The 12,964-nt window shown below is 61.6% G+C and carries 12 protein-coding genes; 5 read left to right on the top strand and 7 right to left on the bottom strand.

Annotated features, from left to right (window positions below):
* The first annotated feature begins 141 nt into the window (after positions 1 to 141).
* Both WI754_RS04430 and WI754_RS04435 read left to right on the top strand, forming a co-directional pair.
* On the top strand, positions 142 to 822 hold the full coding sequence (locus WI754_RS04430) for a phosphatase PAP2 family protein (RefSeq protein ID WP_349436446.1): 681 nt from the start codon (positions 142 to 144) through the stop codon (positions 820 to 822).
* Between the two features lie 113 nt (positions 823 to 935).
* Entirely contained in the window at positions 936 to 1,712 is a 777-nt protein-coding gene (locus WI754_RS04435; RefSeq protein WP_349436447.1) for a phosphatase PAP2 family protein, read from the top strand.
* Between the two features lie 54 nt (positions 1,713 to 1,766).
* Here WI754_RS04435 and WI754_RS04440 read toward each other — a convergent pair whose 3' ends face one another.
* The 5 genes from WI754_RS04440 to WI754_RS04460 all read right to left on the bottom strand — a co-directional run bounded on the left by WI754_RS04440 (position 1,767) and on the right by WI754_RS04460 (position 8,147).
* Positions 1,767 to 3,653: an MFS transporter gene (locus WI754_RS04440; protein WP_349436448.1), complete on the bottom strand. Its 1,887-nt coding sequence runs from the start codon at positions 3,651 to 3,653 to the stop codon at positions 1,767 to 1,769.
* A 167-nt stretch (positions 3,654 to 3,820) separates the two neighbouring features.
* The gene (locus WI754_RS04445) at positions 3,821 to 5,137 is read right to left on the bottom strand and encodes an ABC transporter permease (RefSeq protein ID WP_349436449.1); all 1,317 of its coding nucleotides are present in this window, start codon (positions 5,135 to 5,137) and stop codon (positions 3,821 to 3,823) included.
* The gene (locus WI754_RS04450) at positions 5,134 to 5,823 is read right to left on the bottom strand and encodes an ATP-binding cassette domain-containing protein (RefSeq protein ID WP_349436450.1); all 690 of its coding nucleotides are present in this window, start codon (positions 5,821 to 5,823) and stop codon (positions 5,134 to 5,136) included. The genes WI754_RS04445 and WI754_RS04450 overlap by 4 nt, the downstream gene beginning before the upstream one ends.
* Positions 5,824 to 5,827: 4 nt before the next feature.
* Complete coding sequence (locus WI754_RS04455; RefSeq protein WP_349436451.1) at positions 5,828 to 6,292, bottom strand: hypothetical protein; 465 nt, start codon at positions 6,290 to 6,292, stop codon at positions 5,828 to 5,830.
* Positions 6,293 to 6,389: 97 nt separating this feature from the next.
* The gene (locus WI754_RS04460; protein ID WP_349436452.1) at positions 6,390 to 8,147 is read right to left on the bottom strand and encodes an alkaline phosphatase; all 1,758 of its coding nucleotides are present in this window, start codon (positions 8,145 to 8,147) and stop codon (positions 6,390 to 6,392) included.
* Between the two features lie 153 nt (positions 8,148 to 8,300).
* Here WI754_RS04460 and WI754_RS04465 point away from each other — a divergent pair, with 153 nt between their 5' ends.
* The 3 genes from WI754_RS04465 (at position 8,301) to WI754_RS04475 (ending at position 10,638) form a co-directional block, all read left to right on the top strand.
* Positions 8,301 to 8,447, top strand: a complete 147-nt coding sequence (locus WI754_RS04465) for a hypothetical protein (RefSeq protein ID WP_162710573.1) — start codon at positions 8,301 to 8,303, stop codon at positions 8,445 to 8,447.
* A gap of 114 nt (positions 8,448 to 8,561) precedes the next feature.
* Positions 8,562 to 9,596 carry an aspartate-semialdehyde dehydrogenase gene (locus WI754_RS04470; RefSeq protein WP_349436453.1) on the top strand — a complete coding sequence of 345 codons (1,035 nt, stop codon included), beginning with the start codon at positions 8,562 to 8,564 and terminating at the stop codon, positions 9,594 to 9,596.
* 223 nt (positions 9,597 to 9,819) lie between these two features.
* The gene (locus WI754_RS04475) at positions 9,820 to 10,638 is read left to right on the top strand and encodes a lytic transglycosylase domain-containing protein (protein WP_349436454.1); all 819 of its coding nucleotides are present in this window, start codon (positions 9,820 to 9,822) and stop codon (positions 10,636 to 10,638) included.
* A gap of 321 nt (positions 10,639 to 10,959) precedes the next feature.
* On the opposite strand, the gene WI754_RS04480 is transcribed toward WI754_RS04475, so the two are convergent.
* Positions 10,960 to 11,601 carry a carbonic anhydrase gene (locus WI754_RS04480; RefSeq protein WP_349436455.1) on the bottom strand — a complete coding sequence of 214 codons (642 nt, stop codon included), beginning with the start codon at positions 11,599 to 11,601 and terminating at the stop codon, positions 10,960 to 10,962.
* 213 nt (positions 11,602 to 11,814) lie between these two features.
* Entirely contained in the window at positions 11,815 to 12,690 is an 876-nt protein-coding gene (gene pdxY, locus WI754_RS04485; RefSeq protein ID WP_349436456.1) for a pyridoxal kinase PdxY, read from the bottom strand.
* Positions 12,691 to 12,964: the final 274 nt, after the last annotated feature.

A 12,964-nucleotide genomic window follows, 5' to 3' on the forward strand; every position in this document is an offset into this window, starting at 1 on the left:
ATCCAGCCGCGCGACGTCTGTCGCGTGAAAGAGTCTTTAGCGGCGCAGACGCGCCGCTGCTGGATCCCCGCCACAAGGGCGAGGATGACGGAGAGGAGGGGAGCGCCGCGTAAAACACCCGGTCCTCGGGAAAGGCAATTCATGAACCGGCCGCTCTCCTCATCCCTCTGGCTGCTGCTGGCGACGATCATTCTGGTCGCCGCACTATTGCCCTTCGACGGCCTCATCTCCCAACGCGCGCAGGCCCTGCCGCCCGCGATTGTCGCCTTCAACGAGCGGATCACCGATTTCGGCACGTTCGCCTGGATGATCTATGGCTCCGGCTCGATCGCCATCATCGCCTATATCCTGCACCGGGTTTTCCGCAGCGCCGGGTTTTCCTCGAAAACGAAGACCGCGTGGCGGCTGGCGCTCTATTTCCTCGTGACGATCGGCAGCGCCAGCGCGCTGGTGCATTTCCTCAAATTCGTGATCGGGCGGGCGCGACCGGAGCTGTTCCTGGAGTATGGCGCCTATAGCCTGACGCCCTTTGCGCATGATGGGCTGTTCGAGAGTTTTCCCTCCGGCCATTCGGCGGCGGTCGGCTCGTTCTTCGGCGCCTTTGCCATGCTCGCGCCTCGCCTGCGCGTCCTCTTCGCGCTCGGCGCACTGACGATCGGTATCACCCGTGTCGTTGTCGGCGCCCATTATCCGAGCGACGTGGCGGCCGGGCTGCTGCTTGGTCTCTGGGTCGCCCTGATGATTGCCTTCGTCTTTGCGCGGCAGAACTGGCTTTTCCGGCTGGACGAGAAGGGTTGGCCGCGGCCGAAAGTGTCGCCGTGATGCAACATCGGCGCCTTGTTGCATATCGGTCAAACAGATGTGATCTCGCTGTAACACGGCGATAATAAACCCTCCGCGGCAGCAAGGCCGGCGGACGGGGGCGTATCGGGATCATGGACACATTGCTCGCGGCTTGCGGGATAAGGCCGAGATCGGCCGAAACCCGGTGTCTGGCCCTTATCAATCCGCTCTATCATTTCTGTTGCCTGAACCTCATCTTCATTGCCTTCACACTTTTCGACACCTGCGTTGCCGCCGCCGGGCGCTTCCCTGAGCTGGCGATCGAATTCGGGCAGACATTTACCCATGTCGGCAAATCCGGCTGGATCCTGTGCATTGCCGGCTACGTATTCCTCGCAGGATTTGCCACACTGAGGAAAAGCGCATCGGGCAAGGCGGCTGCCGTGGCACAGATGCTCACGGCGGCGGCGGCCTATGTCTTTCTCACGGTTGCCCTATCCGGCCTTGCTGCCAATGTCCTGAAGCGGGTGATCGGCCGCGCCCGGCCGCAATTCTTCGAGCAGGAGGGGATTTTGAGCTTTTCACCCTTCGCCAACAATGCCGCCTATGAAAGTTTTCCCTCCGGCCATGCGACGACCGCAGCGGCGCTTTTCGTGGCGCTGGCCTTGCTGATGCCGTCGCTGCGTGCACCACTTCTCATCGCCGGCATCTGGGTCGGGCTGGCGCGGGTGATCGTTGGCGCCCATTACCCAAGCGACGTGATCGCCGGGCTGGCGCTTGGCGCCTGGTTCGCCCTGGCGGTCGCCACCCATTTCGCCCGCAACGGCATTCTCTTCACCATCAACGCTGCCGGCTGGCCGGAAACCCGATATGCGAGCTCCGCTACGGAGCCGCAAGCAACCGGAGCACTGGCAACCGATCAACCATGAAAAAACCCGGCACCAGGGGAGGTGCCGGGCTCAGTTGGCGGGGGGAAGTGTGGATCAGTTCATCGCGTGGATGTCGCGATCCTTCGTTTCGGGCAGGAAGAGCATGCCGATCACCAGCGTGATGCCGGCAAACACGATCGGGTACCAGAGACCGTAGTAGATATCGCCCTGGGCAGCGCTCATCGCAAACGCCGTTGCCGGAAGCAGACCACCGAACCAGCCGTTGCCGATATGGTAGGGCAGGGACATCCCGGTATAGCGGATGCGGGTCGGGAAGAGCTCGACCAGAAGCGCTGCGATCGGGCCGTAGACCATCGTCACATAGATGACGAGCACGGTGAGCACGGCGATGATGGTGACCCAGTTGACGCGGGCGGGATCGGCCACCATGGCGAAGGTGCCGCCCTTGGCCACCGTATAGACCGGCATTTCGGTGACGCCGGCGGCTTCTTCCGCCGTCAAGAGCTTGGCCGCGACCAGCTGCTCAGCCGTCATCGTTGCCTTCTCGCCGCCGCGAACGGCTGCGGCATCGAGCGCCAGCTCGGGATTGGCGGCAACGAAGCCGTCAAGCTTGCTTTCCGGAACCTTGGCAGCGGCACGAACCAACGGATAGCCGCTGGCCTGGAGCGCCATGTTGACCTGCTTTTCAAAGGCGCCGCCCATGGCCTTGGCCTTGTCGCCCGCGGCAACTGCATCGTAGCCACTGATGGTTGCATCGCCGATCTTGACCGTGGCAGCCGAGCCGGCCGAACCGGCAACGACGTCATAGGGCACGGAATTGCGCGTCAGGAACGAGGTCGCGATATCGCAGGATGTCGTGAACTTCGCCGTGCCGGTGGGGTTGAACTGGAATTTGCAGTCTCCCGGAGCGGCAGTGACGGTGGCGCGGATGGTCTGCTGGGCTTCTGCCAGTGCCGGGTTGCCGGCCCAGGTCAGCGTCTTGAACAGCGGGAAGTACGTCAGCATGGCGAGCAGCAGGCCGGCCATGATGATCGGCTTGCGCCCGATCTTGTCCGACAGCCAGCCAAAGAAGACGAAGAAGCCGGTGCCGAGGAGCAGCGAAGCCGCAACCATCAGGTTGGCCGACTGGCCATCGACCTTGAGGATGTTCTGCAGGAAGAACAGCGCATAGAACTGGCCGGAATACCAGACGACCGCCTGGCCGACGACGGCACCGAACAGAGCGAGCAGCGCGATCTTGGCATTTTTCCACTGGCCGAAGGCTTCGGTCAGCGGCGCCTTGGAGCCCTTGCCCTCTTCCTTCATCTTCTTGAAGGCCGGCGATTCGTTCATCTTCAGACGAATCCAGACGGAGACGCCGAGCAGGATGCAGGAGAGCAGGAACGGAATGCGCCAGCCCCAGGCCGCGAAGGCCTCCTTGCCGAGGATCATCTGCACGGTGACGATGACCACCAGCGACAGGAACAGGCCGAGCGTCGCCGTCGTCTGGATCCACGAGGTGAAGTAGCCCCGTTTGCCCTGCGGCGCGTGTTCGGCCACATAGGTCGCAGCACCGCCATATTCGCCGCCGAGCGCCAGGCCCTGCAGCATGCGCAGCGCGATCAGGAGGATCGGAGCGGCGATGCCGATGGACGCGGCACCGGGCAGGATACCGACGAGGAAGGTCGATAGACCCATGATCAGGATGGTGACGAGGAAGGTATATTTGCGGCCGACGAGATCGCCGAGGCGGCCGAACACCAGCGCGCCGAACGGACGCACCAGGAAGCCTGCTGCAAAAGCGAGCAGGGCGAAGATGTTGCGGGTGGTTTCAGGATACTGCGAAAAGAAGGTTGCGCCGATATAGATAGCCAGCGAACCGTAGAGATAGAAGTCGTACCACTCGAAGATCGTACCGAGCGAAGAGGCGAAAATCACCTTCTTCTGCTCGCCTGTCATGGGGGCGGCTTTTGGCCCGCCCATTGCTGCAATATCTGCCATTTCGTTCGTCCTCCACTCAAAAACGGCTGGTGCGCATCCTCGGTTGCGTCCGGATCCTCCCAGATCCGACGCGGATTGCGTCATGAGAACAAAATGGCAGAAAACCTCCGGAGGCGGCAGAGATGCTTTGGGATTATGACTTTAGTCGAATGCCGTCTGATGCGGCCTCAGGCCCGCAGCGCAGAGGCGGGCGACTGCCGGTAAGCGAGGAGGGCCGGTACGAGCGCGAGGCCCGCGGCAAAAAGCGCGATCGCGGCCGCGCTTGCCAGATCTTCCCGGGCAAAACCGACCGGCAGTGCGACCCCGCTTTCACCGGAGAAAAGCCCGGAGAGGATTCTGGCCGCGCCGTAACCGATGGCGAAGCCCAGGAGGATGCCTGCGGCGACCAGCACGAAAAGCTCGAGCCAGACGATCGCAAGAACCGCCGATTGCGGCGCGCCAAACGCGCGGAGCGCACCGATCTGGCGGCGGCGCTGGCCGATATGGATGACGGTGACCAGCAGCACGGCGGCGGCAACAAGAATCTGCGCGCCGACCGCGACGGCTGACAGAACACGTTTGGCATCGCCAAGCGTCGCGTAGAGATTGGTCAGCACCTCGCCGGGAAAGACGGCGAGCGTGCCGTTGCCGCGATAGTCCTGGCGCAGCTTGTAGGCGTCGGCGATCGTCTTGGGCTTGACTAGAATGGCTGGAAGCCCGGGCGCTTCGGCCGTCCATGCTTCGTCGAGGGGAGCGGCTGGGTCGATATGCCCGTGCTCGTGAGCATGCGGTTCATGGCCGACCGCAACCTCTTCCGCGTGCTCGTGGGCGTGAACCGCTTCATCCGGGTGTGCGCCTTCCGGCTCGGTGACATGCTCTTTTTCCGCATCCTCATGCGTATCTTCGCCCATTCCATGCAGGCTCCAGACGGACTGGATGGGTACGAGGATCGCCCGGTCCCAGGAGGTGCCGGTCGGCGCCATCCGGCCGATGATGCTATAGGCGAGCTCCGTATGGGTTTCCCCGCCGAGTTCTGCAAGGCCATGCGTGGGCTTCACCGCATAGCCGAGCGGCAGTTTCACGGCAGAACCGACGACGGCTTCACCGGCACTCGCAAAGACCCGTCCTTCCGCCAGGGCCGAGAGATTGCCCGCAAGCACCGAAGACGTTCCGACGATCGGATAGCCGGAGAAGGAATCTCCGAAACCGACCGGTGCCGCCCAGGAGACACGCGGATCGGCGGAGAGTTTCGACAGCACATTGCCCGGCATCAGCGGCAGCGGCGAAGGCTGGAGGAAGACCGAGGAGAGCAGCAGTTGCGTCTCGCTGCCGGGCGCACCGACAACCAGATCAAACTTGTCGGCGGCACGCGCGCTGCCGAGACGAAGGGCCCGTTCCTGCAGCGTTACCGCCACGCCGAGCGCTGAGGCAAACGCGATCAGAAGCACGACGACGATCGAACCGGCCCAGAGACGGCGAAGATCAGCAAGGATAAAACCGGTCATGCCGCCTTCTCCCGGCGCGGAAGATCGACCGTTATCCTCCCGCCCGCAAGGGTGATGCAGCGATCCAGACGGCCGGTCAGCCGCGGATCATGGGAAATGACGATCAGCGTGCTGTCATTGCTGACGGAAAGGTCGATCAGGAGGCGAGCGACCGCATCACCGCTTTCGCTGTCAAGGCTTGCCGTCGGTTCGTCGGCCACCAGCACTCCCGGCTTGCGCAGGAGCGCGCGGGCAATCGCCACGCGCTGCATCTCGCCGCGCGACATGGTCTCGATTTTCTGATCCGCGCGGCAAAGCCCGACGGCATAGAGGAGCATCATCGCCCGATCCCTGTCACCCGGCTTCAGGGCGCGCGACAGGCGGGCGGGAAGCAGAATGTTGTCGACGGCGCTCAAGCCCGGAAACAGATGGAAGTCCTGCATGACGATGCCGACATGGGCGCCACGCCAGCGATCGCGGCTGCGCTCGGACAACGTCACGATGTCGGTTTCACCCCAGGTGATCGAACCGGCACGCACACGTTCCAGCCCGGTGATGATATTGACCAGCGTACTCTTTCCCGAACCGGACGCGCCGGTGATCGCCACCCGGTTCCCGGCGGCGATGGAAAGGCTCGGAATATCGAGGACGGGAGCCGACAGGCCCGGAAAGGAAACGGAAATCGTGTTGAGCTCGAGCGACAACATCCGGCTAGACCGCCGCATATTGCGCGTCGCGCAGACGCAGCAAACTGACGAAGCCGGTTTCCGGGTCGGTCCAGGAGCCGAATTCGAGGACGCCCCGCGCCTCGATCGTCTGGGAGGGCTGCACGAAGGTCTGTTTTTCCCCGAGATAGACGACAACGATATTATCCGGCCAGTCGGCATCAGAGGAGCAGAAAGGGCACAGCGACATCGGGATTTCCGTCAGCACGAAAAAGGCTGCCTCAGCCTTGAGCGGCGGCGCCATGAAACCACGAATGGAAACCTCTTGCCCCGAAAGCGTCTTCACCCTTTCGGAAAATTCCAGCCCGAGAACGCCGAACTTGCTGTAGAGCTCACCAAAAGTCAGGGTTGATGCCGCAGCCGCAGATGGCCGCGCGCACAGTGCAAGCGGCAGGCTGCCGATCAGCGACAGCACATCGCGGCGCGTTGTTTTCACATCTGAAGGGTTCATCGAACGATCTCCCTTCGGCATGGCCCGACCAAATTCATAAGGCGAAATCCGGAAACGAAATCCGGCGGGCTGCAGGCAGCCCGCCGAAATGATTGGCTCAGTTTGTCTGCTTGGCGCCGAGAGCCATGGTATCGACCAGAACGCGGTAGACATCGCTCTGCTCCATATAGCCCTTGAAGCCTTCGGAACCCGGGCCGGTGGACTGCAGCACGACGTCATCGACAGCGTGAACGCCGCTATCGCCTTCCTTCGGAATATTGCCCTGAACGAAGACGGCGCCGGGGATATCCTTGTAGGCTTCGTTGGCGACATATTCCTTCTTCTCGTTCTGGATCGCCGGAACGAACGGACCGTCGAGCTTCGGACGGAAGGTTTCGTAGTGGTCCGGACCATTGGTGGCGGCCAGGAAGAGGCGGCGGGTGACGTCGATCTTGTCCGGATAACCGTCGCCGTTTTCATCCGTATAGTTCGGGAAGCCGGCTGCGGCATAGGTGCCGACCTTCTCGCGCATTTCCGTGCCCGGCTTTTCGTCATCGACGGTGCCGATGATGGAAACGCCGTGGGTGTGGTCGCCGGTGACGACGATCAGCGTGTCGGGGTTTTTGGCAGCGAATTCTCGGGCGACACCGATGGCCTTGTCGAATTCGATGGTTTCGACGACAGCGCGGTCCCAATCCAGGGGATGCGACATCTTGTCGATATTGGCAGCCTCAATCATCAGGAAGAAGCCTTCCGGATTCTTCGAAAGCTCGCCGAGAGCGACATTCGTCATGTCGACCAGACCGGGCTGGTCCGGAAACTTGTCGACGGTGCCCTTCTTCAGAAAATCGCGGTCGAGAAGCGTGTCCATGTTGCCGGTGTGGAACAGGCCGAGGATCTTGCCGGTATTGGTGCCGGCAACGGTCTCAAGCTCGCTTTTGCTGGTCGCCAGCGAGTAGCCGGCTTCCTGGAACAGCTTAATGTAATCCTTCTCGTCCTTGCGCTTGGAACCGGCCGTTTCCTTCGGCAGGAAATAGGCCGAGCCGCCGCCAAGAACGACATCCGGCTTGACGTCGAGCAGCATACCGGTGATCTCGGGCTTGTCTGCGCGCTTGCGGGTATGGGAGACGACGGCAGCCGGCGTCGCGTCCTGCACTTCCGAGGTGGTGACGATGCCGATCGACTTCTTGGTCTGGCGGCGGATGGCCTCGGCCAGGGTTTCAACGCGCGGGTCGTCCAGGCTGTCAGGCGTACGGTCACCATAGACGCCGAGGGCGTTGACGGCCGTCTTGTGGCCGGTCATGTAGGCCGACATGGTATTGGCGCTATCGGTGGCAATCGCTTCCGTGGACGACGTGCCGATGAAAGCCATGTGGTCCAGGTCGTCCATGTTCAGACGGCCGTTCGCCTTGCCTTCGGTCATGCCCTTGGACATGATGCGGGCAGCCGTGCGATGCGCGACCGAGAGGCCGTCGCCGAGGATGAAGATGACGTTCTTCGCCTTCTGGGTCGTGCCGGTATTGTAGACGTCCCAGGTGACGGTCTTGGTTTCCGAACCGGCCGTGACTTCGATCTTGTAGGCGCCTTCGACCGGGAGGGTCAGGCCGCGGGCGATCAGCGCCGAGCCGAGAATCTTGTCTTCCTTACCCTTTTCTTCTGCCACGAACTCGGCTTCCTTGCCGAGAACGGTCTTGTAATCCTGGCCGTTAACCGTGATCTTCACGTCTTCCGGCTTGATGACACCATCGAACTCGACCTTGAAGTCAAACGGCGAACCGGCAAGAATGGTTGCACGATCGAGCGGATAGACGGTGGCAGCCTGTACTGCACCGGCAAGGAATGTCGTGGCTGCAAGAGCCGACAGAAGCATACGCATTGAAACCCCCTATTTGCGTTCGAAGTGATCGGCCCGCAATAGTCGCCGGCGATGACACAAGCATGACAGTTCGGTAACGTTTTGGCGGCATGCCGGGCGCGCGCTCACGACCGGTTTTGTGAGCTTTCTGTTGACTCCGCGGCAAAACCCAGTATGAGCAACAGCGGAAAAGGGACCGCCATGCACCGTTTTGGTACTTCCATCGCTGCGCTGATCGCTCCGGCATTCGTTGCCGGGCGGGTTCGTTCCTTCTCGATTTTTTCCAAAACAACGGCCAAAACGACGACGAAAACCGTCTGACGTCTCTGGCCCACCGCTCTCTCCCCGGTTAGGCCGGGGACCCGAAGCCCGCGCCCTTGGCCGGCGGGTTTCTCCCCCCAAGCCCGCGGAGAGATGAGAAAGAGAGCAAAGACAATGGGTTTCAAGATTGCCGTAGCAGGCGCGACTGGGAATGTCGGCCGCGAAATGCTGAATATCCTTTCCGAACGCGGCTTCCCGGTCGATGAAGTCGTGGCGCTTGCTTCGGCCCGGAGCCAAGGCACCGAAGTCTCCTTCGGCGACAAGACGCTGAAGGTGAAGAACCTCGAAAACTACGATTTCTCCGATACCGACATTTGCCTGATGTCGGCCGGCGGCGCCGTGTCGCTCAAGTGGTCGCCGAAGATCGGCGCTCAGGGCTGCGTTGTCATCGACAACTCGTCCGCCTGGCGCTACGATCAGGACGTGCCGCTGATCGTGCCGGAAGTGAACCCCGACGCCATCACCCAGTTTTCCAAGCGCAATATCATCGCCAACCCGAATTGCTCGACCGCCCAGCTCGTCGTGGCGCTGAAGCCGCTGCATGATTTCGCCAAGATCAAGCGCGTCGTCGTCTCGACCTACCAGTCGGTTTCCGGCGCCGGCAAGGAAGGCATGGACGAACTGTTTAACCAGACCCGCGCCGTCTTCGTCGCCGATCCGATCGAATCGAAGAAGTTTACCAAGCGCATCGCCTTCAACGTCATCCCGCACATCGACGTGTTCATGGAAGACGGCTACACGAAGGAAGAATGGAAGGTTCTGGCCGAGACCAAGAAGATGCTCGACCCGAAGATCAAGGTGACCTGCACGGCCGTGCGCGTTCCGGTCTTCATCGGCCATTCGGAATCGGTCAACATCGAATTCGAGAACGAGATCAGCGCCGACCAGGCCCGCGACATCCTGCGCGAGGCGCCGGGTTGCCTCGTCATCGACAAGCACGAGAACGGTGGCTACATCACGCCTTACGAGTCAGCCGGTGAAGACGCGACCTACATCTCGCGCATCCGCGAGGACGCGACCGTCGAGAACGGCCTCAACATCTGGGTGGTTTCCGACAACCTGCGCAAGGGTGCAGCCCTCAACGCCATCCAGATCGCCGAGCTTCTCGTCAATCGCGGCCTGATCAAGGCAAAGAAGCAGGCGGCCTGATCAGAAAATATAAAGTTTTAACCAATAAAAGCCCCGCATGATCCGTTTGACGGGATGCGGGGCTTCTTTGGTAACAACCAACTGCCACGATATTGTGCTCATTTGCGGGAGGATTCACGTGAAACACGGCCTTTCTCTCCCGAGCCAGGATCGTGACAGGCCCCGCAAAGACTGGCATTTTGCGGACACCAAATTTGGATTCAGGCGCTCACGAGGTTTTTTCATGCACAAGGCAAAGTGCGTACTGGCAGGTTTCACGGCAGTCATGGCAGCGGCAATTCTGCCCACCACGGCATCGGCAGCGCAATGCGGCAACAATGCCGGCGGCTTCGAGGCCTGGGTGGAGGATTTCAAGAACGAGGCCACCAGCCAGGGCATCAGCCCGTCCGTGCTCAATACGGCTTTCGCCAATGTCAGCTACAACAAGGCGACGATCCGCGCCGACCGCGGCCAGAAGAGCTTCAAGCTGTCGCTCGACCAGTTCATGCAGAAGCGCGGCGGCCAGGCGATCATTTCGCGCGGCAGGAAGATGAAGGCGCAGAACGCTGCCCTCTTCGATTCGATCGAAAGCCGTTACGGCGTGCCGGCCGGCCCGATCATCGCGATCTGGGGCATGGAAACCGGCTTCGGAGGCTTCATGGGCAAGGAACATACCCTGTCGGCCGTCTCGACGCTCGCCTATGACTGCCGCCGCTCCGACTATTTCACCGACCAGCTTTATGCGGCGCTCAACCTCGTGCAGCGCGGCGATCTGAGCCCGGATGCGCACGGTGCCGCACACGGTGAAATCGGCCAGACGCAGTTCCTACCGGCCAATGTCCTGAAGTTCGGTGTCGACGGCGACGGCAATGGCCATATCGACATGGTTCGCTCGAAGGCGGACGCACTTGCCTCGACCGCCAACTTCCTGCGCGGCCACGGCTGGAGCGCCGGCGGCGGCTATCAGCCGGGCGAGGCCAATTTCGGTGCGATCCAGGGGTGGAACGCCGCCAGCGTCTATCAGCAGGCGATCGCCATTATCGGCGCGGAAATCGACGGCTGAAAACGGCCCTCTTGGAAGGAAATCATCCGCAGTTTGGGAAACCACGCTGCGGATTTTTGTTTTGGGGCGGTGAGGTCTCCGCAACAGGCGGAACAGCGCTAAACTCTCCGTCATCCTCGCCCTTGTGGCCCTTGTGGCGGGGTCCAGCAGCGCCGCGTCCGCGGCGCAAAAGACTCCGAAGCTCGAAACGATCAAAAGGTTTTCCCACCGCGCGGACGCGCGGTGACTGGATCCCTGACTGGATCCCCGGGACAAGCCCAAGGATGACGGAGGAGAGTGACCGCCGCAGCAAGCACCCTCTAAAAACGCTGGCCTTGAAAATTACATCCCCGGCCGGGCAAAATCGCCGGTCTTGGCGTCCATCACCCAGAGTTCGCCGGTCGAAATGTCGAACCAGGCGCCGTGCAGATGCAGCTTGCCGCGCTGTTCGAGGATCTGGACGCAAGGGAAAGTCCGCAGGTTGGCGATCGAATTGCGGATCGAGACACGCTCGAGAGCCCGCTGGCGCTCGGCGGCGGTCATGATGTTGTTGCTCTGGATCTGCTCGGCGGCTGGTTTCAGGAGGTGCATCCAGCGGCCGATGAAATCGCCGGGCGACAGCGGCTCGGCGTCGAGATCGAGCGCCGCCTTGATGCCGCCGCAACGGCCGTGACCCATGACGACGATATCGCGGACCTTCAGCACCTGGACAGCGAACTCCAGAGCAGCCGAGGTCGAATGATAGTGCCCGTCCGGCTCATAGGGCGGCATCATGTTCGCGACGTTGCGGACGACGAAAAGCTCCCCCGGGCCGCTGTCGAAGACGGTCTCGGGTGCTGCGCGGCTGTCACAACAGGCAATGACGAGGGTTTGCGGCTGCTGCCCGGTTTCGGCGAGCACCTTGTAGCGCTGCTGCTGCTCGTTGAAGCGCCCGCTCATGAAATTGTTGTAGCCGTTCAGCAAATGGTCCGGAAAACGCTGCATGGTGCTCGATCACTCCGACTATTTAAGACAATTGGGATGTACATTGCACGCTTGCCGCCTGAGGGACACAGCCTTTGTGCGGCGCGCGCATGCAAATTTCCGGCAGCCCATGCCGTCGGTGACATCCGTGAAATCTCCGTATCGTTTCGCGTAAGGTCCAACCGGTTTATTCGGTCAGGGCAGGGGGAGGCAAGAGCGATGTGCGCCGCCGCATCAAGAGCGCCGCTTCTGGCTTGGATGTATCAACCGGCGCATCTGGACCATCGCCATCGGCGTCGCAAGGCTGGAGGCATCGCGCTCGAGCGTCAGCTCGTCGGCGCCCCGTTTGCCGGTGCGGGCAATGATTTCGAAAACGCTCGCCGTCGCCAGTTGCAGCGCCCGTTCCTCCTTCAGCCCTTCCAGAAGCCGGGCGACAAACAGCGCCGCCAGCAGGTCACCCGTGCCACTGGGGGGATTGTCGATCAGCCGATGTTCGGCAAGCAGCGCATGATTGCCAGAGAGATAGAGATTGCCGGTGCTGCCGTGCATCATCGGGATTGCCGAGGTAACCAGCATGCGCGGCGGCCCGAGCGACAGGGCAGCCTCAAGAATGGCGGCGTTGGTTTCAAGCGGAACGCCGCAGAGCCAGGACAGTTCGAACCGGTTGGGCGTGGCAAGCGAAGCCAGCGGCAAAAGCCTGTCGCGCATCGCGATCGCCGTCGCCTCGGGCACGTAAAGGCCACCGGCATCGCCCATGACCGGGTCGCAGGCGTAGAAAAGGTCGGGATTTTTCTGCCTCAGCGCCCCGACGAGCCGGACGACGCCTTCCGCCTGATAGGCAGCACCGAGATAGCCGGAGAGAACGGCACGGACTTCCCCCGTCCACGGCGCGCGGATGAGGTCGTCGATCAAGCTGTTGAAATCGTCCTCGCTCACCGTAACCCGTGTCGAGGGGCCATGGCCCGGATGCCAGGGCAGGATGACCGTCGGCAGGGCCCAGACCGGATAACCCAGCGTCTCAAGCGCAAAGACCGCGGCGCGATTGCCGACGGAACCCCGAATCACATGGCTTGAAATGACGATGACGGCGCCCGGTGCAGGCTGGGACATTACGATTTTCCGCTGTTTCGACCCCCTCAGATCGCCCGACTGTCATGCCGCTGTCAACCGTGACCACGAAAAGATGAAAAGGCGCCTTTCGCCGGCCGACTGATGGGCAGGATCGAATAAGTGGATACAACCGATTTAATTTCAAAATCGGCACATTTTCGCTGAATTTTTCATGAAACCATTCCGAATTTGCTCGAAAACAACCACAAAAACAGTCGCCAATGGCCATTCTTCTGTTAGGTTCGGCCAAAATGGTGATTGCGGGGAGAGACAG

Source organism: Pararhizobium sp. A13 (genome assembly GCF_040126305.1).
In the GTDB taxonomy this organism is placed as follows: domain Bacteria; phylum Pseudomonadota; class Alphaproteobacteria; order Rhizobiales; family Rhizobiaceae; genus Pararhizobium.